Source organism: Halomonas sediminis (assembly GCF_044871105.1).
Classification (GTDB): domain Bacteria; phylum Pseudomonadota; class Gammaproteobacteria; order Pseudomonadales; family Halomonadaceae; genus Vreelandella; species Vreelandella zhuhanensis.
The window spans coordinates 2,805,351-2,830,430 of the sequence record NZ_CP085246.1 but is presented as its reverse complement, the minus strand read 5'-3'; the positions used below and the strand labels follow the sequence as shown (position 1 = coordinate 2,830,430).

General features: G+C 58.3%; 26 protein-coding genes and 1 pseudogene. 19 read left to right on the top strand and 8 right to left on the bottom strand.

Going from position 1 to position 25,080, the window contains the following annotated elements:
- Window positions 1-43: 43 nt before the first annotated feature.
- From tnpB to LG290_RS13385, 3 genes and pseudogenes are all read right to left on the bottom strand, one after another.
- Window positions 44-400, bottom strand: coding sequence for an IS66 family insertion sequence element accessory protein TnpB (gene tnpB / locus LG290_RS13395; RefSeq protein WP_499835223.1), 357 nt, complete (start codon window positions 398-400; stop codon window positions 44-46).
- Window positions 397-609, bottom strand: coding sequence for a hypothetical protein (locus tag LG290_RS13390; RefSeq protein ID WP_499835222.1), 213 nt, complete (start codon window positions 607-609; stop codon window positions 397-399). The genes tnpB and LG290_RS13390 overlap by 4 nt, the downstream gene beginning before the upstream one ends.
- 78 nt (window positions 610-687) lie before the next feature.
- Window positions 688-828, bottom strand: a pseudogene (locus LG290_RS13385) (isocitrate/isopropylmalate family dehydrogenase); the annotation flags it as partial.
- A gap of 163 nt (window positions 829-991) precedes the next feature.
- Between LG290_RS13385 and LG290_RS13380 the strand changes: the two are divergent.
- The 7 genes from LG290_RS13380 to LG290_RS13350 all read left to right on the top strand — a co-directional run bounded on the left by LG290_RS13380 (window position 992) and on the right by LG290_RS13350 (window position 9,285).
- Entirely contained in the window at window positions 992-2,392 is a 1,401-nt protein-coding gene (locus tag LG290_RS13380; RefSeq protein WP_499835221.1) for an NfeD family protein, read from the top strand.
- 42 nt (window positions 2,393-2,434) lie between these two features.
- Entirely contained in the window at window positions 2,435-3,220 is a 786-nt protein-coding gene (locus LG290_RS13375; RefSeq protein ID WP_160419176.1) for a slipin family protein, read from the top strand.
- On the top strand, window positions 3,217-4,155 hold the full coding sequence (locus LG290_RS13370) for a DMT family transporter (protein ID WP_499835220.1): 939 nt from the start codon (window positions 3,217-3,219) through the stop codon (window positions 4,153-4,155). Before LG290_RS13375 ends, LG290_RS13370 begins: the two co-directional genes overlap by 4 nt.
- Before the next feature lie 439 nt (window positions 4,156-4,594).
- Window positions 4,595-6,085, top strand: a complete 1,491-nt coding sequence (locus LG290_RS13365) for a SulP family inorganic anion transporter (protein WP_499835219.1) — start codon at window positions 4,595-4,597, stop codon at window positions 6,083-6,085.
- A gap of 26 nt (window positions 6,086-6,111) precedes the next feature.
- Complete coding sequence (locus LG290_RS13360; RefSeq protein ID WP_499835218.1) at window positions 6,112-6,969, top strand: universal stress protein; 858 nt, start codon at window positions 6,112-6,114, stop codon at window positions 6,967-6,969.
- Between the two features lie 187 nt (window positions 6,970-7,156).
- Window positions 7,157-8,335: a cyclopropane fatty acyl phospholipid synthase gene (gene cfa / locus LG290_RS13355; protein WP_499835217.1), complete on the top strand. Its 1,179-nt coding sequence runs from the start codon at window positions 7,157-7,159 to the stop codon at window positions 8,333-8,335.
- 95 nt (window positions 8,336-8,430) lie between these two features.
- A complete protein-coding gene (locus tag LG290_RS13350) occupies window positions 8,431-9,285 on the top strand; it encodes a universal stress protein (RefSeq protein ID WP_499835216.1) in 855 nt (284 codons plus the stop codon).
- Window positions 9,286-9,323: 38 nt separating this feature from the next.
- Here the strand turns inward: LG290_RS13350 and LG290_RS13345 are convergent, their stop codons facing one another.
- From LG290_RS13345 to LG290_RS13335, 3 genes are all read right to left on the bottom strand, one after another.
- Window positions 9,324-10,526, bottom strand: coding sequence for an MFS transporter (locus tag LG290_RS13345; RefSeq protein WP_499835215.1), 1,203 nt, complete (start codon window positions 10,524-10,526; stop codon window positions 9,324-9,326).
- 4 nt (window positions 10,527-10,530) lie between these two features.
- Window positions 10,531-11,391, bottom strand: a complete 861-nt coding sequence (locus tag LG290_RS13340; RefSeq protein ID WP_499835214.1) for a MurR/RpiR family transcriptional regulator — start codon at window positions 11,389-11,391, stop codon at window positions 10,531-10,533.
- Between the two features lie 65 nt (window positions 11,392-11,456).
- The gene (locus tag LG290_RS13335) at window positions 11,457-12,812 is read right to left on the bottom strand and encodes an aldehyde dehydrogenase family protein (protein ID WP_499835213.1); all 1,356 of its coding nucleotides are present in this window, start codon (window positions 12,810-12,812) and stop codon (window positions 11,457-11,459) included.
- 89 nt (window positions 12,813-12,901) lie between these two features.
- Between LG290_RS13335 and LG290_RS13330 the strand changes: the two genes are divergently transcribed.
- The 12 genes from LG290_RS13330 to lpxL all read left to right on the top strand — a co-directional run bounded on the left by LG290_RS13330 (window position 12,902) and on the right by lpxL (window position 23,643).
- Window positions 12,902-14,047 (top strand): GNAT family N-acetyltransferase, encoded by a 1,146-nt coding sequence (locus LG290_RS13330; protein WP_499835212.1) that lies wholly within the window; start codon window positions 12,902-12,904, stop codon window positions 14,045-14,047.
- Window positions 14,048-14,135: 88 nt separating this feature from the next.
- Entirely contained in the window at window positions 14,136-14,480 is a 345-nt protein-coding gene (ftsB, locus tag LG290_RS13325) for a cell division protein FtsB (RefSeq protein ID WP_499835211.1), read from the top strand.
- A gap of 13 nt (window positions 14,481-14,493) precedes the next feature.
- Window positions 14,494-15,189 (top strand): 2-C-methyl-D-erythritol 4-phosphate cytidylyltransferase, encoded by a 696-nt coding sequence (gene ispD / locus LG290_RS13320; RefSeq protein ID WP_499835210.1) that lies wholly within the window; start codon window positions 14,494-14,496, stop codon window positions 15,187-15,189.
- Window positions 15,189-15,683, top strand: a complete 495-nt coding sequence (gene ispF, locus LG290_RS13315) for a 2-C-methyl-D-erythritol 2,4-cyclodiphosphate synthase (protein WP_499837108.1) — start codon at window positions 15,189-15,191, stop codon at window positions 15,681-15,683. Before ispD ends, ispF begins: the two co-directional genes overlap by 1 nt.
- Window positions 15,680-16,759: a tRNA pseudouridine(13) synthase TruD gene (truD, locus tag LG290_RS13310; protein ID WP_499835209.1), complete on the top strand. Its 1,080-nt coding sequence runs from the start codon at window positions 15,680-15,682 to the stop codon at window positions 16,757-16,759. Before ispF ends, truD begins: the two co-directional genes overlap by 4 nt.
- A 21-nt stretch (window positions 16,760-16,780) precedes the next feature.
- A complete protein-coding gene (gene surE, locus LG290_RS13305) occupies window positions 16,781-17,527 on the top strand; it encodes a 5'/3'-nucleotidase SurE (RefSeq protein ID WP_114485584.1) in 747 nt (248 codons plus the stop codon).
- Window positions 17,514-18,191, top strand: a complete 678-nt coding sequence (locus LG290_RS13300; RefSeq protein ID WP_499835208.1) for a protein-L-isoaspartate(D-aspartate) O-methyltransferase — start codon at window positions 17,514-17,516, stop codon at window positions 18,189-18,191. Before surE ends, LG290_RS13300 begins: the two co-directional genes overlap by 14 nt.
- On the top strand, window positions 18,188-19,159 hold the full coding sequence (locus LG290_RS13295) for a DUF368 domain-containing protein (protein WP_499835207.1): 972 nt from the start codon (window positions 18,188-18,190) through the stop codon (window positions 19,157-19,159). The genes LG290_RS13300 and LG290_RS13295 overlap by 4 nt, the downstream gene beginning before the upstream one ends.
- A 7-nt stretch (window positions 19,160-19,166) precedes the next feature.
- The gene (locus LG290_RS13290; RefSeq protein ID WP_499835206.1) at window positions 19,167-20,246 is read left to right on the top strand and encodes a peptidoglycan DD-metalloendopeptidase family protein; all 1,080 of its coding nucleotides are present in this window, start codon (window positions 19,167-19,169) and stop codon (window positions 20,244-20,246) included.
- A gap of 250 nt (window positions 20,247-20,496) precedes the next feature.
- Window positions 20,497-21,471, top strand: coding sequence for an RNA polymerase sigma factor RpoS (gene rpoS, locus LG290_RS13285; RefSeq protein WP_499835205.1), 975 nt, complete (start codon window positions 20,497-20,499; stop codon window positions 21,469-21,471).
- Between the two features lie 138 nt (window positions 21,472-21,609).
- A complete protein-coding gene (gene alr / locus LG290_RS13280; protein WP_499835204.1) occupies window positions 21,610-22,713 on the top strand; it encodes an alanine racemase in 1,104 nt (367 codons plus the stop codon).
- A 15-nt stretch (window positions 22,714-22,728) separates the two neighbouring features.
- Window positions 22,729-23,643 carry an LpxL/LpxP family Kdo(2)-lipid IV(A) lauroyl/palmitoleoyl acyltransferase gene (lpxL, locus tag LG290_RS13275; RefSeq protein ID WP_160419593.1) on the top strand — a complete coding sequence of 305 codons (915 nt, stop codon included), beginning with the start codon at window positions 22,729-22,731 and terminating at the stop codon, window positions 23,641-23,643.
- A gap of 31 nt (window positions 23,644-23,674) precedes the next feature.
- Here lpxL and speD read toward each other — a convergent pair whose 3' ends face one another.
- Window positions 23,675-24,469, bottom strand: a complete 795-nt coding sequence (speD, locus tag LG290_RS13270) for an adenosylmethionine decarboxylase (RefSeq protein WP_160419594.1) — start codon at window positions 24,467-24,469, stop codon at window positions 23,675-23,677.
- 156 nt (window positions 24,470-24,625) lie between these two features.
- Window positions 24,626-25,045: an OsmC family protein gene (locus LG290_RS13265; RefSeq protein WP_114485592.1), complete on the bottom strand. Its 420-nt coding sequence runs from the start codon at window positions 25,043-25,045 to the stop codon at window positions 24,626-24,628.
- Window positions 25,046-25,080: the final 35 nt, after the last annotated feature.

The window sequence follows — 25,080 nt, the reverse complement described above, 5'->3', positions numbered from 1 at the left end:
CCTCAAAGGCTATCAAAAATCCCTGCAAAAGTGGAGTAAAAAATCATCCAATACACTGAAAATCCAATGCTTTGTGAGGCTGCATCGCTTTCAGGTCAACGCCATCCAGCAACCAGTTCAGCTCCTGGCCACTCAGCGTGACCGAGTCACCTTCCAGGTGCGTTGGCCATTTAAAGCGCTCACGTTCCAGGCGCTTGTACCACACCACAAAGCCATTACGCTCCCAGAACAACAGTTTCACCTTGTCCCGCTGACGGTTACCGAACACAAACAGCGCCTTATCAAACGGGTTCAGTTCCATGGCTTCCTGAACCAGCAAGGCCAGTCCATCGATCTGCTTGCGCATATCCACCGGTTCGCGACACAGATACACGTTCAGGTCGGCACTCGGGCGGATCATGGCGCCACCGCCACTTCAATAAACCGGGCGGGACGGTGACGTTTTGGGACTGGCAAGCCGCGCACGGTTAATCGCTTCTCCCAGATTAATAGATCGGCCAAGGTTAACCCCTGGTGCTTGGCATACAGGCTTAGCGGCATCTCCATCACGGAAGCGTGATACAGATGACCGAGCCAAAAAGCCTGCATAGCGTTGAGTTCGCGCTTCATGAGGACCTCCTGGATAAAGAGAACCTCAGTGTGGGCGGTAAAATTTAGCTTGAGTAGATGTATTTAGTGGACCGTTTACTTGCCGGCAATATCGGGTGCCGAGCCATGTACCGCTTCGAAGATTGCCGCTTGCTCGCCGATATTGGAGCCGGGTGCCAGGCCCAGGCCGCCCACCAGCCCCGCGCAGAGGTCGGAAAGGATGTCGCCGAACAGGTTGGTTCGGTGGTGATCGCCACCCTTGCTGCCCATGGTAACGAAAGACACCGCCGACTCACATTCTGCATTGGGCTTAACATGCATCGACCGAGCATGAGATATGGGTGGGTTGGTGTTCAGCTGCTAGGCTGTGCAGTAAGCCTAGGCATATGCAGGGAGAGTCATCATGACGTTCGGGAAGCATGTTCTCAGGATTTTTTCGATTTCCTTGGGCTTCCTGCTGCTGGGTACCCTCCTGCTGGCTTGGCAAACCCATGCTCAAACTCAAACAGCTGAGCGCCAGGCGCTATTTTTGACGGTGGAAGGGGCAATCGGCCCGGCGACCAAGGATTATTTTGAGCGCGGCTTGCGAACTGCCCGGGAGCGGGGCAGTGAAGTGATGATCGTGCAGCTCGATACCCCGGGTGGTTTGGTGGAAACCACCCGGGACATGATTCGGGAAATGCTGGGCTCGGATATTCCGGTGGTGATGTATGTCTCGCCTAGCGGGGCAAGAGCGGCGAGTGCCGGAACCTATCTGCTTTATGGCAGCCATGTGGCAGCGATGGCACCCGCGACACACCTGGGTTCCGCCACGCCGATTCAGATGGGTGGGGGCCTTCCCGGTACAAGCGAGCAGCCCGATGAGGGCGACCCTGAGGATGATGCCACGGGCGATGAGGATACCTCGACCGATACACCCCGCCGAGGCGGTGACGCCATGGAGCGTAAGGTGCTGGAAGATGCCGTCAGCTTCATTCGCAGCCTGGCAAAGCGCCACGGACGCAATGCCGACTGGGCGGAGCAAGCCGTGCGCGAAGCCGTCAACCTGACCGCAAGCGAAGCGCTGGAACAAGAGGTGATCGATGTGCTGGCAAGCGACTTGTCGGAGCTACTGGCGAAAATTGACGGTCGGGAAGTGGTCATGCATGACGGTGAGCGTATTCTGCAAACCGCAGGGCTGGAGGTTGATCGTTTCGACCCGGATTGGCGTACCCAGTTGCTGGCGATTATCACCAACCCCAACATCGCCTATTTTCTGATGCTTATCGGGTTTTATGGATTGCTCTTCGAGCTTTCCAGCCCCGGCAGCCTGTTTCCCGGCACCATCGGTATCGTTTGTCTGTTATTGGCGTTGTTTGCTTTTCAAGTGTTGCCTATCAACTACGCGGGGCTAGCACTGATAGTGGTCGGGCTGGGATTGATCGTGGGCGAAGCCCTGATGCCTAGCTTTGGTATCTTGGGCATAGGCGGAATTGCGGCCTTCGTGTTCGGCTCCATCATGTTGATGGACGCCGAAAATTTACGTGTCTCGTTGCCCATGATCGGTGGGGTGGCGTTGCTGGCCGCGGCGGTGATGCTGTGGACGGCAACACGCTTCATCGGACTCAAGCTACAACCGGCGCATACCGGCCAGGATCAGCTAGTGGGCCATGAAGCGGTAGTGCTGAAGGACTTCGAAGAGCAGGGCTATGTACGACTGGAAGGCGAGCGTTGGCATGCACGAAGTCAAACGCCGCTGAGCCAGGGCCAGACGGTTAAAGTGGTTCGCGTCGAGGGCTTGACGCTGCATGTCGAGCCGGTGTGAAACAAGCAACCAGGTACCATGCAATCCATAAGGAGCCAAGACATGATCATTTCATATCTAGTACCGGTCGTCCTGCTATTGATGCTGATAGCGGCTTCGATTCGTATTCTCCCGGAGTACAAACGCGGGGTGGTGTTCTTCCTGGGCCGCTTTCAGACGGTCAAGGGGCCGGGGCTATTCTTTATCGTGCCGGGTATCCAGAAAGTGGATGTGGTGGATCTGCGCACCGTTACCATGGATGTGCCCGAGCAGGATGTGATTTCCAAGGATAACGTCACGGTGAAGGTCAATGCGGTGCTGTATTTTCGCGTGGTCGACCCCGAGAAGGCGATTATTCAGGTAGAAAATTTCACCGTGGCCACCAGCCAACTGGCCCAGACCACGCTGCGCTCGGTCCTGGGTAAGCATGATCTGGACGAAATGCTTTCCGAGCGGGATAAGCTTAACGATGACATTCAAGAGATTCTCGATATTCAGACGGAAGCTTGGGGCATCAAGGTCGCCAACGTGGAGATCAAGCATGTCGACCTGGATGAGAGCATGATCCGAGCGATTGCCCGCCAGGCTGAAGCCGAGCGCGAACGGCGTGCCAAGGTGATCCATGCCGAAGGTGAGCTGCAGGCTTCCAAGAAGCTGGTCGAGGCTGCCCACGTACTGTCCGCCAACCCGGCGGCGTTACAGCTACGCTACCTTCAGACCATGGCGGACATGGGCAGCAAGAGTTCCACCGTGGTCTTCCCGATGCCGATGGACCTTCTCAAGGCATTTCAGGCGATGGGTGAGTCGGGGCCAAACGCTGACGCCCGCAAGGCGACACCGGAACAATGAGTCAGGCGCTTTCGCGCCGCCAGCAGGGGTGGTTGATGACCGCCGGCGGTGCGCTAATCATTTCCCCCGATGCACTATTGATCAAGCTGATCGCCCTGCCCGACCTAGATATCCTGCTGTGGCGAGGGTTGCTCACCGCCCTGGGGTTCTCCTTGATTGTCTATGCCCGGCATCGGGCAGGCTTCTTTGACGCTTATCGGTGTTGCGGCATGACCGGGATCGGCGTGGCCGTGCTTTTCAGTTTCTCGACTTTCGGTTTCGTGCTGGGAAACCAGTACACCAAGGGCGGCAATGTATTGATTATCCTGGCGAGCGCGCCGTTGATAGCCGCGGCGCTTTCCCGAGTGTTTCTAAGAGAGCATCTGCCTCGGCGAACCTGGGTGGCTATTTTCTTGTGTCTATTGGGGACCTCCTTGATCGTACTCGATGATGCGGGGGCCGGTTCCTGGATAGGCAATGGTTTTGCTTTGTTGGCAGCGACTGCCTTGGCCGCCAATTTCACCCTATGCCGTACTCGCCCGGGTGTCGATATGAGCCCGATGTTGACCTTGGCAGGGCTGATCGTGGCATGGGTGGCGTTCGTTACCAGTGGTTTCGGTGCATCGCTGACCATGCCTTCTCCCGAGAGCATGGTGTGGCTAGGGGTGCTGTGTCTGGCACTTTTACCGCTAGGGTTCACCTTGATCCAGCGTGGCCCGTTATACTTGCCTGCCGCCGAAGTCGGGCTTCTGATGCTGATGGAAGTGGTGGTCGGTACGCTGTGGGTATGGTGGATATTGGCCGAACGCCCCTCGGCACTGGCATTTATGGGTGGCGCGATAGTATTGGGTACGCTGTTGGTGAAAGGGCTGATGGAGCGGCGGCTTGAACGTAGCAGGATAACCGCGCTGAAAAACGCGCAAGAAACGCTAAAGCAAGGACGTGCCATTTGTTGAACATTGTTTTATCGAAACCTTGTTTTATCGACTTGGCCCCGCTTGGGGTGAAGTCAAAGGCGATTACTGCTAGAATCCGCCTTCATCTTGCCGAGGCGAATAGACTAAAGTCTCATGCTCGCGGCGTGGTATTTCACCTCCGTTCAACGATTGGACCCTTTGATGATCGCCTCTAGTCCACCCTAGCGCTAAGCCCCCTCGCGTGCCTTGCGCGTTCCGGTGACGGAGTTCCCTTGCGTAACTTCTTGCTCATCGATACTCCCTAGTCGCTTAACCATGTAATGACTTGCGGGTTAACCCCGTACTGTTGACTGCATTTCAGTAGCGCCAAGGACTTGACTCGTCCTCGTCAATATTCTTCGCCTTCTCAGAGCGCATCGATGCGCCTGCTGTTTGCTGCGTATGAATGTCGGCGCCCCACAACCCAACGGAACCGCAAATGATCCAATCCTTCAAGCAATCCTGGCTATCGAATCTCAAGGGCGACACGCTCTCGGGCATCGTCGTGGCGCTGGCGTTGATTCCCGAAGCCATTGCCTTCTCCATCATTGCGGGTGTCGACCCCAAGGTGGGTCTGTACGCCTCCTTCGCCATCTGTGTGATCATCTCTTTCACCGGCGGACGTTCCGGGATGATTTCCGCGGCCACCGGCGCGATGGCGCTTCTGATGATCACCCTGGTCAAGGAACACGGCCTGGAATACCTGCTGGCGGCGACCCTGCTGACCGGGGTGCTCCAGATTATCGCCGGCTACCTGAAACTGGCCGATCTGATGCGCTTCGTCTCGCGCTCGGTGGTCACGGGATTCGTCAATGCCTTGGCGATCCTGATCTTCATGGCGCAACTGCCGGAGCTGACTAACGTGACCTGGCATGTGTATGCCATGACGCTGGCCGGCCTGGGCATTATTTACCTGTTTCCCTATGTACCGGTACTCGGTAAGACCATTCCCTCGCCGCTGGTATGCATCGTGGTACTGACCGCCGTCTACATGCTCACCGGCATGGAAATTCGCAGCGTCGGCGACATGGGCGAGCTGCCGGACAGCCTGCCGATCTTCCTGTGGCCGGACGTGCCGCTCAACCTCGAAACCCTGATGATCATCCTGCCGACGGCTCTGATGCTTACCGTGGTGGGTCTGCTTGAATCGATGATGACGGCGACGATCATAGACGACCTGACCGATACCAAAAGCGACAAGAACCGCGAGTGCAAGGGCCAGGGTATCGCCAACATAGGCTCCGGCTTGATCGGCGGCATGGCGGGTTGCGCGATGATCGGCCAGTCGGTAATCAATATTAAATCTGGGGGGCGCCGCCGCTTGTCGACGCTGATCGCCGGGGTCGCGTTGCTATTGATGGTGGTGTTCCTGGCGGACTGGGTCTCCCAGATTCCCATGGCCGCCTTGGTTGCGGTGATGATCATGGTTGCCATCGGTACCTTTAGCTGGGAATCAATCCGCGACCTGAAAAAACATCCCATGAGCACCAATATGGTGATGCTGGCGACGGTGGTCGTGGTGGTTTTCACCCATAACCTGGCAATCGGTGTTTTTGTGGGGGTGCTGCTTGCCGCCATGAACTTTGCCAACAAGGTCGGCAACATCCTGTATATCGATTCCAGGGCAACCGACGAAGGCCGTGCCCGAGAATATCAGGTAGTGGGCCAGGTATTCTTTGCTTCCTCCGAGCATTTCGGTGGCGCTTTCGACTTCAAGGAAAGCCTTGACAAGGTCACCATCAATCTGTCGCGTGCGCACTTCTGGGATATTACCGCCGTTCAGACCCTGGACCGGGTGGTGATCAAGTTCCGTCGTGAAGGTACCGAAGTTGAGCTTGTCGGCTTGAACGAAGCCAGCGCCACCATCGTCGACCGTTACGCGGTACATGATGATCCTGAAGCGGTGGAAAAACTCATGGGCGGCCACTGAATGCTTGAATCAACGAGGAGTGCAAGATGACCGAACAGGTAATGGCCGCGATCGACGGCTCGCAGTTTTCGGAAGGCGTCTGCGATTACGCTGTCTGGGCAAGCCAGGCGCTGGAGACCCCGCTGACATTTTTGCATGTGGTGGACAATCGTTCGCAAACCACGCAACAGCATAATCTCTCGGGCAACCTGAAGCTGGGCGCACGTGAAAAACTGCTGAAAGAGCTTTCCGACTTGGACGAGCAACGCGCCAAGGTGTCCCGCGAACAGGGCCGGTTGATGCTGGAGGCCGCCCAAGCCAGGGCCGTGGAGGATGGCGTGACCACGTCCGCCACGCGTCAGCGTAACGGCACCCTGGTGGAAACCCTGGTCGAACTGGAGGATGACGTTCGCCTGCTGGTGGTGGGCAAGCGCGGTGAAGCCGGACATCAAGCCAGTGGCCATCTGGGCTCCAACCTGGAACGCGTGGTGCGCGAAATGCACCGTCCCATTCTAATGGTACCGCAGACCTTCAAACGTCCCGAGACAGTGATGATGGCCTTCGATGGCAGCAAGACCGCGCGCAAGGGCATCGAGATGCTGGCGCGTAGCCCGCTATTTCAGGGCATTGCCTGTCACGTAGTGATCGTGGGCGCGAGTACCGCCGAATACAATTCCCAACTGGAATGGGCGTTGGCTATCTTGCGCAATGCCGGCCACGAAGCACAGGGGGTGATTCGTGCCGGCGATGTTGAAGAGACCCTGAGCAACTACCAGCAAGAGCAGGGCATTGATCTGCTGGTGATGGGTGCTTACGGCCATTCCCGCATACGCCATCTGCTGGTGGGGAGTACCACGACCGCCATGTTGCGTAACAGCAAAGTGCCTGTTTTGCTGCTACGTTAATAACGACGGCATTAACCAAAGCCTGAGTTAAAACGCTAAGTCAACAAGCACTGGATCAACAAAAGCCGTCCTTTACAGGGCGGTTTTTGTTTCTGCAGCTACCCTGTCTAGTAGCCCATCCAATAACCAATCGTGTATTTCCCCACAAGGTGAACATCATCCGATAACCCGCTTAACGAGGTGCCACATGGAAAGTCTGGATAGAAACGTTATCCCCTCTGCTGTCGAGCCTCCTCCCATGCTTGACCCCGCCAATAGCTCTCACCAACTGGTAAAGCAATTGCTCGGGCACGCAGGGATTCATATCAATGGAAATGAGCCTTGGGACATACAGCTGCATAACGGTGATGTGATCGAACGGGCTCTGGCCAAGGGTAATCTGGGGTTGGGGGAGGCATATATGGAAGGGCAATGGGATGCCCAGGCGCTGGACCAGTTTTTTTATCACTTGCTGCGCGCCAGAATTCCCGCCCAGGTGAGTCATCGTAAGTTGATCGGCCATGCATTGCGTGCTCGGCTGTTCAATCTGCAAAGTGTCAAGCGTGCCTGGGAAGTGGGCGAGGCCCATTATGACCTGGGTAACGACTTCTATGCCGCGATGCTCGATTCACGCATGACCTACACCTGCGGGTATTGGGACAAGGCAAAGACCCTGGAGCAGGCGCAGGAGGACAAACTGGATCTCATTTGCCGCAAGCTTGAGCTTGAACCGGGCATGAAAGTGCTGGATATCGGCTGTGGCTGGGGTAGCTTCATGGCCTATGCCGCCGAGAATTACGGTGTGGAGTGTGTCGGCGTGACCATCTCACGGGAGCAAGCCGAATACGGTAAGGCATTGATGAAAACTGGGTTGCCGGTGGAATTCTGTTTTAAGGATTATCGGGAAATCGAGGGGCAGTTCGACCGCATTGTAAGTATCGGCATGTTCGAACACGTCGGGTTCAAGAATTACCGTTGTTACATGGAAGTCGCCAACCGATGCTTGAAAGACAATGGTCTGTTCCTGTTGCACACCATTGGCAAAAACAGGCACAGGACAATGCCCGACCCCTGGATCGATAAATATATCTTTCCCAATGGGGGGCTGCCTTCTCTTCCACAGATGACGCACGCCATGGATGAATTGTTCGTGATCGAGGATCTGCATAATTTCGGCGCCGATTACGATCACACGCTAATGGCCTGGCACGATAATTTCGTCGAGCACTGGCCACGCTTTCGTGAACGCTACGGGGATACATTCTTTAGAATGTGGCGCTATTACCTCTTGAGCTGTGCCGGTGCCTTCCGCGCACGCGAACTTCATCTATGGCAATGGGTATTGAGTAAGCAGGGGGTGGTCGGTGGATATCGGCGAGTGAGCTAATAGTGTAAAAAGAAAGGGTCACAACAATTTGTCATTAACAACGATGTGCCATTAATAATAACTCGTCGTTGCACCCTTTCTAGGAGTCTTGTGTTATGTCCGATCAGGTCTTGGCTGCCATCGATGGTTCCCCGTATGCCGAAGGGGTGTGTGATTACGCCGCTTGGGCCTGCTTGGCACTTGAAGCCCCCCTGACGTTTATCCATGTAGTGGACAACCATCCGCAGATTTCCGAACCGGACTTGTCGGGAAACGTGGGGTTGGGCACCCGTGAGCATCTGCTGGAAAAGCTTTCAGAACTGGAGGAACAGCGCGCCAAGGTCACCCGCGAACAGGGCCGCTTGATGCTGGATGCCGCCAAGACCCGCGCCATCGAGAAAGGGGTGGCCGACCCTGGCATCCGCCAGCGTAACGACACCCTGGTCGAATCCTTGGTCGAGCTGCAGGGCGGGATTCGCTTACTGGTGATGGGCAAGCGCGGTGAAACCGCGCATCAGGCCAGTGAGCATCTGGGCTCGAACCTCGAGCGCGTGGTCCGGGAGATGCACCGGCCGATACTGATGGTACCGCGTCACTATAAGCATCCGGAAAACGTGATGATGGCCTTCGATGGCAGCAAGACGGCGCGCAAGGGCGTGGAAATGCTGGCCAAGAGCCCGCTGTTTGCCGGTACGGTTTGTCATGTGGTGATCGTCGGGGCGGAAACCGCGGAAAATCGCTCTCAACTGGAATGGGCACTGGCTGTGTTGCGCGAAGCCGGCCATGAGGCCGAAGGGGCCATCAAGGCCGGTGACGTGGAAGCCACGTTGCGAGAGTACCAACAGCAACATGCCATCGATATGCTGATAATGGGGGCTTATGGCCACTCACGCATTCGCCATCTTCTGGTCGGCAGCACTACCACCACCATGCTGCGCAACGCCTCGGTACCCGTGCTGATTCTACGTTAAACACCCGTCTATGCTCGCTTGTGTTGATTCGCTATTCGTCAGCTCTTCTCGCTATTCGCTTGGTTGGCGGCGTGCAACACGCCTTGGGCCAGGCACCACGCCAGAACGATAAACCCCAGCATGCCCATCAGAATCATCTGAAAAGACAGGCCCGCGTCCAGCGCGATACCCAACAGGGCGGGGGCGATGCCGGTGGAAAATACCATCGAGGCACTCAAGGCCGAGCGTACTCTGCCTAGATGTTCGCTTCCCCATAGCTTGATCAAAAGCCCGGTGGCGACCAGCTCCTGAGCGCCCATTGCCAGGCCGCCGCCGACCATCAAGGCCCATACGCTGATATCTCCACCGAGGATCAGCGCAATGCCCATGGCCAAGGCGTAAGGCGACAGATAAAAGCGTGCCAGACGCACCGGGCCGATGTGATCGATCCAGCGCCCTCCAAGCAGGGCGCCGGGAAGCTTTGCCAGCCCCATGCCGCTCAATGCCAGCGCATAGACGGCCAAGGAGCTTCCCAGCGCCGTGGTCATTTGGGCCTGGTAGATAAACAGGCCCGTCATGGTGACGGGAAGCGACATGAGTAACGGCAACAGACACCAGAAATTCTTGTCCCTGAACGGCTGGGGGCCGTGTCGGCGTTGCGCGCGCGAAGGCTTGGCACCCGGCGCCTTGGGCCAGGGCGTCTTGGCTAATAGCCACAGCCAGGGAATTGCCAGCAATACGCACATCAACCACCAGAACTCACGCCAGCCAAGCCACACCAGCGCCAGGGCGACCAGAGGTGGCAGGGCGATTTCTCCCAGAGGTAACCCCAGGCTGATCAATCCCATGGCGCGACCACGCAACACGGTGAACTCGCGCCCGGCGAGGGTGTTGCCCAAATGAGTGAGCATGCCTTGGCCGCACATCCGCACCAATCCCAGGCCCAGGATTCCCAACCCCCACCAGGGAGCCAGGGTGAGAAGCAGTATCCCGACCAGCAGCAATAACAGCACGGTAGCGGCAAAGCGGCGCGGATTGATCCAGTCGATGGTGGGGCCGAAACGCAGCATGGCAAAGCCGGCCACCAAGGTCACCGAGGCATAGGCGGTACCGAACTGGCCGGTGCTCAGCCCCAGGTGCTCGGCTATGGGGACCTGGAACAAACCCACAAAGAAACTTTGCCCCAGGCTTGAACTGAACATGGCCAGAAAGGCGATGCCCAGAAGTCCACGATGGTGGCGCAGCAAGGTCCGATACCCCATGGCGTCAGGCTCCACCGGCAGGGGGGAAGCGTGTTTCGCGCAAGCTGTCCTTGATCTTTTTAAGGTGGGGCAGGAAATCCTCGCCACGACGCAGGGTAACGCCGGTGGCCAGCACATCGATCAACGTCAGTTGAATCATGCGTGAGGTCATCGGCATGTAATGATCGGTATCTTCCGGCGTGGAAACCTCCACCGTGGCGGTGCATTCATTACTCAGCGGGGAATCCGGTGCGGTGATCCCGAGCACCACGGCACCGGCTTCACGCGCCACCCGGGCGATATCCACCAGCTCACGGGTACGCCCGGTGTAGGAAATCACCACCACCACATCGCCGGTATGACAAGCCGCCGCGATCATCCGCTGCATCAATACATCCACGTAAGCCATGACCGGCAAGTTGAAGCGGAAAAACTTGTGCTGAGCGTCCTGCGCCACGGCGCCGGACGCCCCCAGGCCGAAAAAATGGATCTGCTTGGCCTGGGTCAGGTAATCCACCATGCGTTCGATGGCTTCCATGTCGATTTCCCGACGGGCCTCATCCAGGGCGGCGATGGTGGCACCAAAGATTTTCTGGGTATATTGCGCGGCGTTGTCATCGGGTTCGACCGCACGTGTCACGTAAGGCGTGCCGCCCGCCAGGCTCTGGGCCAGCTTGATCTTGAAATCCGGATACCCCTTGGCGCCGAAGTTGCGGCAGAAACGATTGACGGTGGGCTCACTGATACCGGCTGCATGGGCCAGGCTGGCAATGCTCATGGTGGTGGCGGTGGTGGGGTCGTCGAGAATGACGTTGGCCACCTTGCGCTCGGAGCGATTGAGTTCTTCCAGGCGTTGGCGTAAGCGGTCAAGCAGGTCGTGGGCCATCAAGGCTCTCCGTGACAGAAGTGAAAGGACTGCATGGAAACTTCATCTTTGGCAGTTCAAGGCGCTCAATAGCCCAATAATTTAAGCAACCAGCGCCGGTAGGGCGGTCGTACCAGGCGAGTCGTCGGGTGCCTGGATTGATACATCAGGCCACGTAAGTGGCTGAAACGCTCAAAGCCGTGGCGACCGTGATAAGCGCCCATGCCACTTTCGCCTACCCCGCCGAAGGGCAGCTGGGGAATGGCGTGATGCAGTAGCGTCTCGTTGAATACCAGGGCACCGGAGCGGGTGTGATAGGCAAGCTCTTGCTGGGTGGCCTTGTCATGCGTGAAGGCATACAGCGCCAGGGGGGAGGGGCGTGCATTGATAAAACTTGTCGCCGCCGGGATATCCTTGACACCGATAATCGGCAACCAGGGCCCGAAGATTTCTTGTTGCATTATTTCGAGGGACTGATGAGGATCGATTATCAGTGCGGGTGCCGAGTCGCCGAACTCAATCACGCGGCAGCCGTGATCGCGGGCCTCGTCGAGCATGCGTCTCAGGCGCTGCTGGTGGCCGGGGTTGATGATAGCGGTGGCGTCGCGTGAATTATGGCTGCGCTGATGCTCGATGGCGCGGCTCATGGCCTTGATGAAGTCCGTGAGACGACGGCTTTCCACCAGAACGTAATCCGGCGCAATGCAGGTCTGGCCGTGATTGAATCCCTTGCCGAAGGTAATCGCTGAAGCCGCCTGGTCGAGGTCGGCATCCGCGCCGATTACCGCCGGTGATTTGCCGCCCAGTTCCAGGGTGACCGGGGTGAGATTCTCGGCGGCGGCCTTGGCCACCCGGCGGCCCACGGTAGTCGAGCCGGTAAACACCAGATGATCGAAAGGCAAGGCGCTGAAGTGTCGGGAAAGCTCCGCGTCCCCCTCGACCACGCAGAGCTCCTCGGCAGAAAAATATTGGGGTATCAGCTGCGCCAGGAGGGTGCTGGTATGAGGCGTGTGTTCACTGGGCTTGAGCATTACCCGGTTCCCGGCGGCCAAGGCATCGACGGCCGGCAGCAAGGCCAGGCTCCAGGGGTAATTCCAGGGAGAGATGATGCCGACCACGCCCAAGGGCTGGGGCATGATGCGCGCCTTGGCAGGCAATAGCCGCCAGGGTACGCTCACCCGGCGAGGCCGCATCCAGCGCCGCAGATGCCAGCGAGCGTGGCGCACGGCATCCACAACGGCGCTGATTTCCGCCAGGCGGATCTCTGTTTCGCTGCGTTGCCCGAAGTCAGCCTGAATGGCTTGAACAATGGCCTGCTGATGATGACGTGTCATCCTGGCGAGACGCGACAGACGTGCGCGGCGAGTCGCCAGGCCGGGGTAGCGCTCCAGGTCGGCCGCATGGCGCTGAATGGTAAACCACTCGTCTAGTTTCCCTGTCATGACCGTTCCCTGTTCTTGAAACCCGATTTTTGAAACTTGTGTACAGTGACGAGGCGGTATCTACCGTTTGAACATTCACCGGAGGTGTCATGCAGCCACTGTCATTGTCTATTGTACCTGCCATTGAGGCCGTGACGGCAAGCCAATGGAATGCGCTGGTGGGCGCCGACCAGCCTTTCATGCGTCATGAATTCCTGCACGCCCTGGAAGCCAGCGGCAGTGTGAGTGCCGCCACGGGGTGGGAGCCTTGCCATCTTACCCTATGGCAGGGCGGCAATCTGGTAGGGGCGATGCCGCTATATCGTAAATACCATTCCTATGGGGAATATGTGTTCGACTGGGGCTGGGCCGATGCTCTGGAGCGCGCCGGTGGTCAGTATTATCCCAAGGGACTCAGCGCGGTGCCCTTCACCCCGGTGCCCGGTACCCGCACCTTGTTGGCAGCGCATATCGACCCCTTGGCCGCCCGGCGCCTGTTGGCCCAGGGCTGGCAGGAGGCCTGCGATCAGGGCTCGCTTTCCGGTTGGCACCTGCTGTTTGCGGATGACGATGATGTCGAAGCCTGGCAAAAGGTTTGCCCGGCGTTGATCGTTCGCCATGGCGTGCAATTTCAGTGGCACGATGAGCAATACGGCGATTTCGACGGCTTTCTGGCGCGGATGACCTCAAAGCGGCGCAAGGCGATTCGCCGCGAGCGGCGCCTGGTGGCCGAGCAGGGCCTGGAGCTGGTGCGCCTGGAAGGGGAAGGCATCACCGCTGAAGCGATGGCGCACTTCTATCGTTGTTATACGATCACTTATCATGAGCGTGGCCGCCCGCCGTATCTTAACCGGGAATTTTTCGAGCGGCTGCGGCATAGCCTGCCGGCCTCGCTACTGCTGGTGCAGGCCCGCCTGGAAGGCAAGCCGGTGGCGGCGGCCTTGTATCTGCAGGGGGCACAGAGTCTTTACGGGCGTTATTGGGGCAGCGAAATCGTCGCTGACAGCCTGCATTTCGAGGCCTGCTACTATCAAGGGATCGAGCATTGCCTGGCGCGCGGCTTGACGCTATTCGACCCGGGTACCCAAGGCGAACATAAACTGATTCGAGGTTTCGCACCGCGCCGTTTGCGTTCCTTGCACTATCTGGCGCATCCGGGGCTGGAAACGGCGGTGGCAAGATTTTGTGCCGAAGAGCGCCGACAGATCGAGGCTTACTGCCAAGCCGCCCAGGAGGCATTGCCGTTCAAGCAATGAATGCCAGGAACGGTTCGCGGCTAGTTCAGGTTGGTGGCATAATGCGCGGCCATCCTCAATCCTCACTATGTGGCGGAGGAACGACATAATGCACAAGTGGCTGGTGATCGCACTGGGAGTGATGCTGGCGCTGCTGCAGTATCGGCTCTGGTTGGGTGAGGGCGGATGGCAGGATCTGCAGATAGTGCGTGAGCGCGTCGCTGTCCTGGAAGCGCATAACCGGCCCCTGCGTGAACGCAATGCCCGCCTGGCCGCCGAAGTTTCCGACCTGAAAAACGGTCTGGATGCCGTCGAGGAGCGTGCCCGCAGTGACATGGGCATGGTGCGCACCGATGAACAGTTTTTCTGGGTGCCCGGCGTTGCGATCGAAAACCAGATGCTGGAAATCAACGCCGGCCTGGTCGTGGAACCCGGTCAGAAACTCTTGCCATGAAGGCCCCGGTATCATGAAAAATCCCTTATGGCTGATCGTACCCGCCGCCGGGCAGGGCCGCCGCATGGCCGCCGCCAAACCCAAGCAATACCTTGCGCTGGGTGAAAAGCCTATCATGCGGCATACCCTTGAACGTCTTCACGCCGCCTTTCCCGACGCCCATCTGGTACTGTGTCTTGATCCTGACGACCAATGGTTCGACCCCGGCTGGGTACCGTTTGCCCGCTGGCAGAGGGTCGACGGGGGCAGCGAGCGCATGGACAGCGTGATGCAGGCACTGGCGGCCATTCCGGCTGAACCTGACGACCTGGTCATGGTGCACGACGTGGCCCGCCCCTGTGTCAGCGTTGCGGACCTCGGCTTGCTGCTGAGCCACATGCAAACGCATCCGGCCGGTGCGCTATTGGCCATGCCGGTGGCGGATACCATGAAGCGTGCCGATGACAGCGGTGCCAGTGGCGCCACCGAGCCGCGCGACGGGCTCTGGCATGCCTTGACGCCGCAGGGCTTTCGCTTCGAATTGCTCTGCCGTGCCCTGGATCAGGCCCGCGCGAATCAACTGACGGTGACCGATGAAGCCTCGGCGGTGGAGGCGCTGGGCCAGTATCCTCGGCTAGTCAGTGGGCGGCGCGACAATCTCAAGGTGACCCACCCGGACGACCTGGCCCTGGCGAATGCCATTCTGGCCGCTCAACAGAGGAACTCATGATGCGCATCGGCCACGGCTTTGACGTTCACCGCTTCGGCCCCGGCGATCACCTGATGATCGGTGGGGTAGCGATACCCTTCGAACAGGGTTTCGTCGCTCATTCCGACGGCGATGTCTTGCTGCATGCCGTCTGCGACGCCCTGCTGGGCGCCTGCGCCCTGGGCGATATCGGCGCGCATTTTCCCGATACCGACCCGGCCTGGAAGGGTGCCGATAGCCGCGAGCTGCTGCGCCATGTCATGACGCTGGTGCAAGATCAGGGGCTTGAACTGCTCAACCTAGACGCCACCCTGCTGGCCCAGGCACCGAAAATGATGCCACACATTGCAGCCATGCGTGAAACCATCGCCGCGGACCTGGGCGCTACGCTTGAGCAAGTCAACGTCAAGGCGACCACCACCGAGCGCCTGGGTTTTACCGGACGCGGTGAAGGCATCGCCGCCGAGGCCGTGGTGCTGCTGGCAAGCAACGCTTCACCGAGATGTGAATCATGAGAGAAGCCGTCATGGCGCGCTGGCCGCGGGTATTGGATGCAGCCTTCGGTCCTCCGCTTCCCGGCAATTACCGCGCTCGACCGGAAGATTTTCGTGTGGAGGAAACGCTGGATTTCGTCCCCGAAGGGCACGGCGAACATCTGTGGCTGCGCCTGGAAAAACGCAACCAGACCACGCTGGATGTGGTCAGGATATTGGCTCGGCTGTGCGCGGTCGGCCCACGCGATGTGGGGTATTCAGGAATGAAAGACCGGGTAGCGGTCACCCGCCAATGGCTGAGTGTCCATCTGCCGGGCAAGGACGACCCGGAGGCGCTGAAAAGTCAGCTGGCCGAGCTGGGTATTATCCTGCTTGAGCAGGTGCGCCATCCGCGTAAGCTCAAGCGAGGCGTGCATCGTACCAACCGCTTTACGCTGTGCCTGACGGGAGAAGCCGTCGCCGCCGCTGATTTCACCCGGCGCTGGGAGACATTGTGCGAGACGGGGGTGCCCAATTATTTCGGGCCGCAACGTTTCGGGGCGGGTGGGCGCAACCTGCTTCGCGCCCGGGAGTTGCTGGCACGTGGCTGGCGCAAGCGCGACGACCGTCAAGGCATGATGCTTTCCACGGCACGCAGTTTCTTGTTCAATGAACTGCTGGGCGCTCGCGTGCAGGCGGGCGACTGGGCGCAGCCGGTGGCGGGTGATGTCGTGATGCTGGACGGCACCCAAAGCATTTTCTGCGTGGATGAGGTGCCGGCGGAGTTGCTTGAACGAGCGGCGGCCCTGGACATTCATCCCACCGGGCCGATGTGGGGTACGGGTGAGCTGGCGACACAACAGGCCGGCAGCTATGAGCAGCAGTTGTCACAGACCCATGGCGCCTTATGTGAAGGCTTGTGCCAGGCCGGGGTCAAACGTGCCCAGCGAGCATTGCGCATGTGCCTGCTTGAACCCAGCCTGCAAATCGAAGGTGACAGGGTGCAGTTAGCTTTTTCACTGCCCCGGGGCGGCTTTGCCACCGCAGTGCTTGCCGAACTGATCGAGCATCCTGATTTTGCCGGCTTCTCTATCGACCATGCCCGGCCCGACGGCTAGGCCGAACAAGGAGTGTGAATGATGCGGCGATTGCTGCTTTCCAATGATGATGGGGTGCATGCTCCGGGTCTGCGCGCCTTGTATGAGGCCTTGTTGCCCCACGCCAAGCTGCGTGTGGTGGCGCCGGATCGTGACCGCAGCGGGGCAAGTAATTCCTTGACCCTGTCCCGGCCGCTGGCGCTGACGGCGCTGGAAAACGGCTTCTACAGTGTCGACGGCACCCCAGCGGACTGCGTTTACCTGGGCGTTAACGGGGTGTGGGACGAAAAGCCCGACCTGGTGATTTCCGGCATCAATGACGGCAGCAACCTGGGCGATGACGTGATTTATTCCGGTACCGTGGCTGCGGCAATGGAAGGGCGTAACCTGGGCATGAGTGCGATTGCCATGTCGTTGTGCGGGCGCCAGTATTTCGAGACCGCTGCCCGGGTGGCGGCCACGCTGGTAGGTGCCGCCGATCAGCTTTCCCTGCCGCCGCGCAGCCTGCTCAACGTTAACGTGCCGGACGTGCCCTGGGAGCAGTTACGCGGGTTTCGCGTTACGCGCACCGGGTATCGCGGCCCGGCGGATCGCCCTCTGGAAGTGGAGGACCCGCGGGGTCGCAAGCGTTACTGGATCGCCGCGGCGGGCGCCAATGCCGATGAGGGCGAGGATACCGATTTTGCCGCGGTGAAAGACGGTTATGTTTCCATCACCCCGTTACATACGGACCTGACGCGTTACCCTTCGCGACAGGATGTGCAGGAATGGTTGGATGCCTTTGCCTGATCCCTCACCGGCTGAATTGCGGGGTAGCGGCATGACCTCCCAGCGTACCCGTGACCGCATGATTCAACGCTTGATCGAGCAGGGTGTACGTAACCGGGAAGTGCTCGATGTCATGGCCCGCGAGCCGCGACATCTGTTTGTCGATGAAGCATTGGCGCACCGTGCCTACGAAGATACCGCCTTGCCGCTGGGCTTCGGACAGACGTTATCGCAACCCTTGACCGTCGCCCGGATGACGGAGCTTGTGGTGCGGGAATCGCCGCGTCGCGTGCTGGAAGTTGGAACGGGTTCCGGCTACCAGACGTTGATTCTTTCGCGCCTGCTCACGGAACTCTATTCGGTGGAACGCATCCATGCCTTGCATGAGCGTGCCGCATTGCGTCTGAAGCGGCTCAAGGTATCAGCAAGATTGGCACTGGCCGACGGCAATCATGGTTGGCCACAGGCGGCCCCTTTCGATGTCATTTTGCTGACGGCTTGCGCCGAAGTGGTACCTCATGAATTACTCGCACAACTCAGCGAGGGTGGCGTATTGATTGCCCCCTTGGCGGATGCCGATGGCACGCAATGGTTGACTCAGCTACGTCGAGTGGGTGAGACCATCGACCGGCGCCGGTTGGAACCGGTACGTTTTGTGCCCTTGTTACAAGGAGTTGTTGGTTGAAGCGTCAAATTGGAGTTTTTTTCAAGGGTGCCGGCATGGGAGCGGCGGATGCCGTTCCCGGCGTGTCGGGTGGCACCATTGCCTTTGTTACCGGTATTTATGAAGAGCTGATTCATACCATTCGGCAGTTCGGACCCAGTGCTTTGGGTGCCTGGCGTCGTGGACGATGGCCAGGGCTGGCTGTGCATTTGAACCTGTCCTTCGCCCTCCCGCTGTTGTTGGGTATTGCTGCGAGTCTGTTCAGTGTGGCGCACCTGGCCCTGTGGCTGATGGAGGCTTATCCACTTTTGTTGGACGGTTTCTTCTTCGGCCTGGTGGCGGCCTCGGCTCTGGTGGTAGGGGGGGCTCAGCGGGGTTGGAAATGGATCTATCTGCTGCCACTGCTGATAGGTTTGATGCTGGCCAGGGTATTGCCTTCATTGATGCCTCTGATACTGGTGATCGGCAACGATGCACTGGTCTTGGTGTTGGCCGGGGCAGTGGCCATCAGTGCCTTGCTGCTACCCGGGGTATCGGGTAGTTTTCTGCTTTTGACCATGGGGTTGTACGGCACCATCATGGACGCTATCCGGGGGCTGGATTGGGGGGTCATGAGCCTGTTCGGGCTAGGCTGTCTGATTGGATTGATGCTGTTTTCGCGCCTTCTGGCGTGGTTGTTGAGTCGCTATCATGGGGGCACATTGCAGCTCCTGTTAGGCTTTATTCTTGGTTCGCTGCCGGTCCTTTGGCCATGGCGCGAGCTGGTGCGTTATCAGCTGGGCCCCGATGGACAGTTGATTCCGTTGACGTTTCGTTATCTTTCGCCGGATGATTATGCTGTGTTGACCGGTGCTTCGGCTCAGGTACCTACTGTTATCGCACTGATGGTTGGCGGGGTTGTATTGGTGTTGTTGCTGAATCGAAAAGCGAGTGCCGGTCGTAGGTTCGGGTCCCATAAGCCCGCTGCGGAAGTGACTGAAAAGGAGTAGGAATTTCATGCATAAAGTATTCATCACATCCGCTTTGGCGCTGGTAATCACCGGGTGTGCCGCCCAGCAAGGAGGGGGGCCTCAGGTACGTGACCTGAGCGAAGCCAGCCGTGCGGTTCAACGTTCATCTTCAGGCTATACCGTAAAGCCCGGAGATACCCTGTATGGCATCGCTTGGCAGCATAATCTGGATTACCGGCAGCTGGCGGCGCTCAATAGTATCGACCCCCCTTATCAGATTCATCCTGGCGATCAGCTGCAGCTGGGTGGTAACGGGGGACAGCCTTCACGTCCCTCAACCGAAATGGGCCAATCCGATGCTACCGTGACGACTCAGTCGCGTAGTGCCGGTGCGGTAGCGACCGGTCTGAATCAAGGTGATGGCCAGCCAGTGGCTTCGGTTTCGCAGGCCCAAGATCAAGAGCTGGACTGGCTGCTGCCCGATGAAACCGCGATCGAACGCGATAAACGCCAGGCTGACGAGCGTGAGCCGGAATCCGCCACTGAGGCTGAACCGCAAGCCGAGACGGCTTCCGAATCGCAGGTAGCATCCATTAATGAGTCCGAGCCTGTAGCTGAGGCTAAGCCTGAACCCGCACCCGAGCCCGAGCCTGAAACTGCCTCTGAAGCACCCACCGCGCCCGACGTGCAAGACTCGGAGCCACAAGCCGCCCCACCCACGCCCCGTGCGGAACGTACCTATACCCCGGTTGAAACCGTGGACTGGCAGTGGCCCGTCGACGGCCAGGTGGTGGGGGGATTCGGCAAGGGAAGCAACGTTACTGCCGGGATTGATATCGCCGGGGAAAAGGGGCAATCTGTCAAGGCGGCGGGTCCCGGCATCGTGGTGTATGCGGGTAGCGGAGTCCGGGGGTATGGCAACCTTGTGTTGCTAAAGCATAATGATCAATACCTTAGCGCCTATGCGCATAATGACAGCTTGCTGGTCGACGAAAACGATGTCGTGGCCGCAGGGGATGTCATTGCCACCATGGGCGACAGTGATGCAGAAGATGTCAGGCTGCATTTCGAAGTGCGTGAGGATGGACAGCCTAAAGATCCCCTAACGTTCCTGCCGTCACGCTGAGGCGATATATCCTGAATTACTGATACGCTAACATCAAGAAATGACGTGATACCTGCCGGTAAAACCTTTCGGCAGTTACAAAGCGGTTGTTAAAAATTACCGATCCACATAATTCATGCATATGAATGAAATAACTCATAAGAAATGAATGGGTAAAATAATAAACAGCCATAACAATAAGCGCCGATGATAGGCGCAAAGAATGCTTTGGTTTGAAGGCGGGCAGGCCCAATCACGGGGGTTTTATATAATGAGTATGCTGGAACGCGATATTCAGGAAGTCGACCTGAACTCCGCAGAGGAAGCGGTGGGCCAGGTGGAGGATGATTCTGTCGTTGAAGAAGATGCTTTCGAGAAAGCATTGGGGCGCGAGGATCGTCAGCACCACAAAAGCCTGGATGCAACGCAAATATATCTCAATGAAATTGGTTTTTCTCCACTTCTGACGCCGGAAGAAGAAGTGTTCTACGGGCGTTTGGCCCGCAAGGGCGATTCGCTTGGACGCTCGCGAATGATCGAATCCAACCTTCGGTTGGTGGTCAAGATTGCGCGGCGTTATCTCAATCGCGGCCTGACATTGCTGGATCTTATCGAGGAAGGCAACCTCGGTTTAATCCGTGCGGTGGAAAAATTTGATCCCGAACGTGGTTTTCGTTTTTCCACTTATGCCACCTGGTGGATACGCCAGACCATCGAGCGTGCCTTGATGAATCAGACGCGCACGATTCGTCTGCCGATTCACGTGGTCAAGGAATTGAATATCTATCTGCGTGCGGCACGGGAATTGACTCAAAAGCTGGATCACGAAGTGACCGCCGAAGAAATCGCCGAGCATCTGGATAGACCGGTCGCGTCGGTCAAGAAAATGCTTCGCCTCAATGAACGCGTTTCCTCGGTGGACTATCCAGTGGGCGGCGAGAGCGACAAGCCGCTGATCGATACGCTGTCCGATGAGCATGAAAACGGGCCGGAAACCTCGTTGGTGGATGGTGACGTCAAGGAACATGTCGACGGCTGGCTGGATGAATTGAGTGAAAAGCAGCGGGAAGTGGTGGTGCGCCGATTCGGTCTGCGCGGCCATGAAGCCGCCACCTTGGAGGTCGTGGGTGCTGAAATCGGCTTGACCCGTGAGCGGGTACGCCAGATTCAGGTGGAAGCGCTCAAGAAACTGCGTCGTGCTCTGGAGAAGCAAGGCTTGTCCGTGAATTCGATTTTCGAAAACTGATGGTGTGCGCTTGGCGGTACGGTACGCCCTGTGCCGCCAAGGTTAATTTCAAATGTCCTCTTTAATAATGACCTCGAAAAACCATGGTTATCTGTGGTGGGTGCCTGGCCTACCCATGCTAAGCAAGCGAAATATCCGATGCGCCCGTTGACGGCTCATATTGACCTTGACGCCCTGCGTCATAATTACCGCTTGGCGCGGGACCTGGCGCCACAAAGTCAGGCGTTGGCCGTGCTCAAGGCCGATGCCTACGGCCATGGCGCTCTGGCTTGCGCCAAGGCACTGGAAGACTTGGCTCCGGCATTTGCCGTGGCCTGCCTGGAAGAGGCGATGGTGCTGCGCGAAGGTGGTATTCGCACGCCGATTGTACTCCTGGAAGGCATTTTTACTCCCGATGAGCTGGTGCTCGTCGATGAGCTGGGTGTGTGGATGGCGGTACACAGCCATTGGCAGGTGCAGGCGTTGTTGCGGTTTACGCCGCGTCGGCCTATTCCGGTATGGCTGAAAGTGGATTCCGGCATGCATCGTTTGGGGTTTCGTCCTGAAGAGGCGGCGAGCGTCTGGCGGCAATTGTCGGCCGCACCGATGCGGGCCACCAACCTTCACCTGATGAGCCATTTCGCCACCGCAGACCGCTTGGATGACGACTACTTTCAGCGCCAGATGACCTGTCTCAATGCATTGGCTGTCCAGCTCAAGGCCCCCCTATGCCTGGCCAATTCACCGGCTACCTTGGCATGGCCGATGGCACATGGTGCCTGGAACCGCCCAGGTGTCATGCTGTACGGAAGCGACCCCCTGGAAGTGCCCAATGCCGTCAGCCAGCGGCTTGCCCCGGTAATGAGCCTGCGTTCGGAGATCATTGCAGTACGTGAACTCGCCCAGGGTGAGCCGGTGGGTTACGGCGGGCGCTGGCAAGCCTCTCGACCCTCGCGGATTGCGGTGGTGGCCTGCGGCTACGGCGATGGTTATGATCGCCATGCCGTGGATGGAACCCCGGTGCTGGTCGAAGGCAAGCGGTGCGCGCTTTCCGGCAAGGTGTCGATGGACATGCTGACCGTGGACATTACCCAGGTGCCCGAGGCGACCATCGGCAGCGAGGTGATATTGTGGGGACGTGCCCTGAGTGGCCAAACGCTGAATATCGATGAAGTGGCAGGTTATTGCGATACCATCAGCTACACCTTGTTGACCGGGGTACTGCCGCGCGTGCCAAGGCGCTATCATGGTGGCCTTTGCTGAGCGGTTGCCTTTTATATGTCTAAACGTCGTTACCCCGCTTCCTTTGCGCATCCGCGTTTCTGGCCCACTTGGCTTGCGATCGGTGCCATGCACCTGGTCGCCTGGCTGCCCTGGCGGCTCAAGCTCTGGCTGGGTAAGGGGATAGGCCTGGCCGCCTGGCGGTTGGTCAAACGGCGCCGGCACATTACCGCCACCAACCTGGCGTTGGCCTTTCCCGAAAAATCCGCTGTCGAACAGCGCCGCCTGGTGCGTGAAACCTTTATCGCCAATGGCATCGGCTTAATGGAAACCGCCACAGCCTGGTGCCGTGATGCCGAGCATCTGCGCCATCGTGTGGCTTGCCGAGGTGAAGAGCATCTGAAGCGGGCCAAAGCCCAAGGCAAAGGGGTATTGATCGTGGGGGTGCATTTTTCGACCCTTGATATGGGAGGCGCCTTGCATTCGTTGTTCTTCGAAGCGGATGCCGTTTATCGCCCCCACAATAATCCGTTATTCGATCGTTTCATGACTCGCTCCAGGCATCGCGTCTTTGGGGAACTGATCGACCGTCACGATCTACGCCGCATGATTCGCTGTATAAAAGCAGGCCGCATCGTATGGTATTCGCCGGATCAGGATTTTGGGCGAGGGGTCAGTGTGTTTGCCCCGTTTTTCGGTCAGCAGGCCGCTACCATCCGCTTGACCACCAAGATCGCGCGCATGACCGGCGCACCGGTGGTGCCGCTGATATTTCATCGCAACCCGGATAATCACACCTATACCATCGAATGGTTGCCGGCGCTCGAAGACTTTCCCGGTAACGATGAAGTGGAGGATGCCACCCGGGTGAATGCATTTGTCGAGCAGGCGATTCGCAAGCACCCAGAGCAATATCTGTGGTTGCATCGTCGCTTCAAGACGCGCCCGGAAGGAGAGCCCGGCGTCTACTGACGCCGAGTAAAGCGAGGCAGGAAAAGGGCGTTCAGTCCACGTTGCGCGAGTAGAAGATTTCCAGCATTTCCTTGCGCAGCCGGCTTTCGATGTCGCGGGCCTCTTCGAAGGTAATGTCGCGCCGGGAGGTGCCGAACAGGTAGTTGTCCAGGGCGAAGTCCTTGAGCAGCATCTTGGTGTGAAACATGTTTTCCTGATACACGTTCACATCCACCATTTGATAGGCATGCTTGGTGTCTTCGGCCAGGTAGTCCTGGATCGAGGTGATGTCGTGGTCGATAAACAGTTTCTTGCCATTGACGTCCCGGGTGAAACCGCGCACCCGGTAATCCACGGTGACAATGTCAGAATCGAAGCTGTGAATCAGATAGTTCAACGCCTTGAGCGGGCTGATCATGCCACAGGTGGACACATCGATATCCAGCCGGAACGTGCTGATGCCATTATCCGGGTGAGATTCCGGGTAGCTGTGCACCGTCACGTGGCTCTTGTCCAGGTGACCGACCACGGTTTTGGGCAAGGGGCCGGGGCCCGGCTGAATCTGCTCGGGGGCGGCATCGTCAAGTTCGTGCTCGGCAATCAGGATGGTCACGCTGGCGCCATGGGGCTCGTAATCCTGCCGCGCGATATTGAGCACATGAGCACCGATGATATTGGTCACATCCTTCAATATCTGGGTCAAGCGCTCGGCGTTGTAAAGCTCATCGATATAATCGATGTAGGCTTTACGCTGCTCTTCGGTCTTGGCATAGCAGATGTCGTAGATGTTGAAGCTCAAAGAGCTGGTCAGGTTGTTAAACCCGTGGAGTCGGAGATTATCAGACACGTCCGAGCCTCCTCATGGCAGGTGAAGACACCCCGACGAGCCAGCGCCGGAACCGATAAACACTTATATAAAAATAAGGGGGCGTATTATGCCCGGCCGAGTCGTGCGGCGCACCCGACCAAGAGCATTTTTTTATGACTTTCGCGGAAAAGATGTTCAAACGTCGATAATCTCGAAAGAATGGGTGATATCCACGCCTCCCCGGACCAACATGATCGAGGCACTGCAGTATTTTTCTGCGGACAGCTCGACGGCGCGTTTTACCTGCTTTTCTTTCAACGCCCGGCCACTAACCACGAAGTGCACGTGGATCTTGGTGAATACCGCAGGCGTTTCCTCGGCGCGTTGGGCCTCGATTTCGGCGACACAATCGGTCACGTCTGCCCGCGCCTTGTCGAGAATGTTGAGAATATCGAAAGCGGTACAGCCGCCCATGCCCATCAATAACATTTCCATCGGCCGTGGGCCGGTGTTGCGTCCGCCGTGATCCGGCGGGCCGTCCATCACCAAGCTATGGCCGCTGCCGGATTCCGCCACAAACTGTCGACCATCCGTCCATCTGACTCGAGCTTTCACGCACCTCTCCTCGGGTTGGATCACTATTGGTTGGG

Excerpts from the sequence above, each read along its gene's own strand:
- tnpB (WP_499835223.1), bottom strand. The coding sequence starts at position 400 with ATGATCCGCCCGAGTGCCGACCTGAACGTGTATCTGTGTCGCGAACCG.
- LG290_RS13390 (WP_499835222.1), bottom strand. The coding sequence starts at position 609 with ATGAAGCGCGAACTCAACGCTATGCAGGCTTTTTGGCTCGGTCATCTG.
- LG290_RS13380 (WP_499835221.1), top strand. The coding sequence starts at position 992 with ATGACGTTCGGGAAGCATGTTCTCAGGATTTTTTCGATTTCCTTGGGC.
- LG290_RS13375 (WP_160419176.1), top strand. The coding sequence starts at position 2,435 with ATGATCATTTCATATCTAGTACCGGTCGTCCTGCTATTGATGCTGATA.
- LG290_RS13370 (WP_499835220.1), top strand. The coding sequence starts at position 3,217 with ATGAGTCAGGCGCTTTCGCGCCGCCAGCAGGGGTGGTTGATGACCGCC.
- LG290_RS13365 (WP_499835219.1), top strand. The coding sequence starts at position 4,595 with ATGATCCAATCCTTCAAGCAATCCTGGCTATCGAATCTCAAGGGCGAC.
- LG290_RS13360 (WP_499835218.1), top strand. The coding sequence starts at position 6,112 with ATGACCGAACAGGTAATGGCCGCGATCGACGGCTCGCAGTTTTCGGAA.
- cfa (WP_499835217.1), top strand. The coding sequence starts at position 7,157 with ATGGAAAGTCTGGATAGAAACGTTATCCCCTCTGCTGTCGAGCCTCCT.
- LG290_RS13350 (WP_499835216.1), top strand. The coding sequence starts at position 8,431 with ATGTCCGATCAGGTCTTGGCTGCCATCGATGGTTCCCCGTATGCCGAA.
- LG290_RS13345 (WP_499835215.1), bottom strand. The coding sequence starts at position 10,526 with ATGGGGTATCGGACCTTGCTGCGCCACCATCGTGGACTTCTGGGCATC.
- LG290_RS13340 (WP_499835214.1), bottom strand. The coding sequence starts at position 11,391 with ATGGCCCACGACCTGCTTGACCGCTTACGCCAACGCCTGGAAGAACTC.
- LG290_RS13335 (WP_499835213.1), bottom strand. The coding sequence starts at position 12,812 with ATGACAGGGAAACTAGACGAGTGGTTTACCATTCAGCGCCATGCGGCC.
- LG290_RS13330 (WP_499835212.1), top strand. The coding sequence starts at position 12,902 with ATGCAGCCACTGTCATTGTCTATTGTACCTGCCATTGAGGCCGTGACG.
- ftsB (WP_499835211.1), top strand. The coding sequence starts at position 14,136 with ATGCACAAGTGGCTGGTGATCGCACTGGGAGTGATGCTGGCGCTGCTG.
- ispD (WP_499835210.1), top strand. The coding sequence starts at position 14,494 with ATGAAAAATCCCTTATGGCTGATCGTACCCGCCGCCGGGCAGGGCCGC.
- ispF (WP_499837108.1), top strand. The coding sequence starts at position 15,189 with ATGCGCATCGGCCACGGCTTTGACGTTCACCGCTTCGGCCCCGGCGAT.
- truD (WP_499835209.1), top strand. The coding sequence starts at position 15,680 with ATGAGAGAAGCCGTCATGGCGCGCTGGCCGCGGGTATTGGATGCAGCC.
- surE (WP_114485584.1), top strand. The coding sequence starts at position 16,781 with ATGCGGCGATTGCTGCTTTCCAATGATGATGGGGTGCATGCTCCGGGT.
- LG290_RS13300 (WP_499835208.1), top strand. The coding sequence starts at position 17,514 with ATGCCTTTGCCTGATCCCTCACCGGCTGAATTGCGGGGTAGCGGCATG.
- LG290_RS13290 (WP_499835206.1), top strand. The coding sequence starts at position 19,167 with ATGCATAAAGTATTCATCACATCCGCTTTGGCGCTGGTAATCACCGGG.
- rpoS (WP_499835205.1), top strand. The coding sequence starts at position 20,497 with ATGAGTATGCTGGAACGCGATATTCAGGAAGTCGACCTGAACTCCGCA.
- alr (WP_499835204.1), top strand. The coding sequence starts at position 21,610 with ATGCGCCCGTTGACGGCTCATATTGACCTTGACGCCCTGCGTCATAAT.
- lpxL (WP_160419593.1), top strand. The coding sequence starts at position 22,729 with ATGTCTAAACGTCGTTACCCCGCTTCCTTTGCGCATCCGCGTTTCTGG.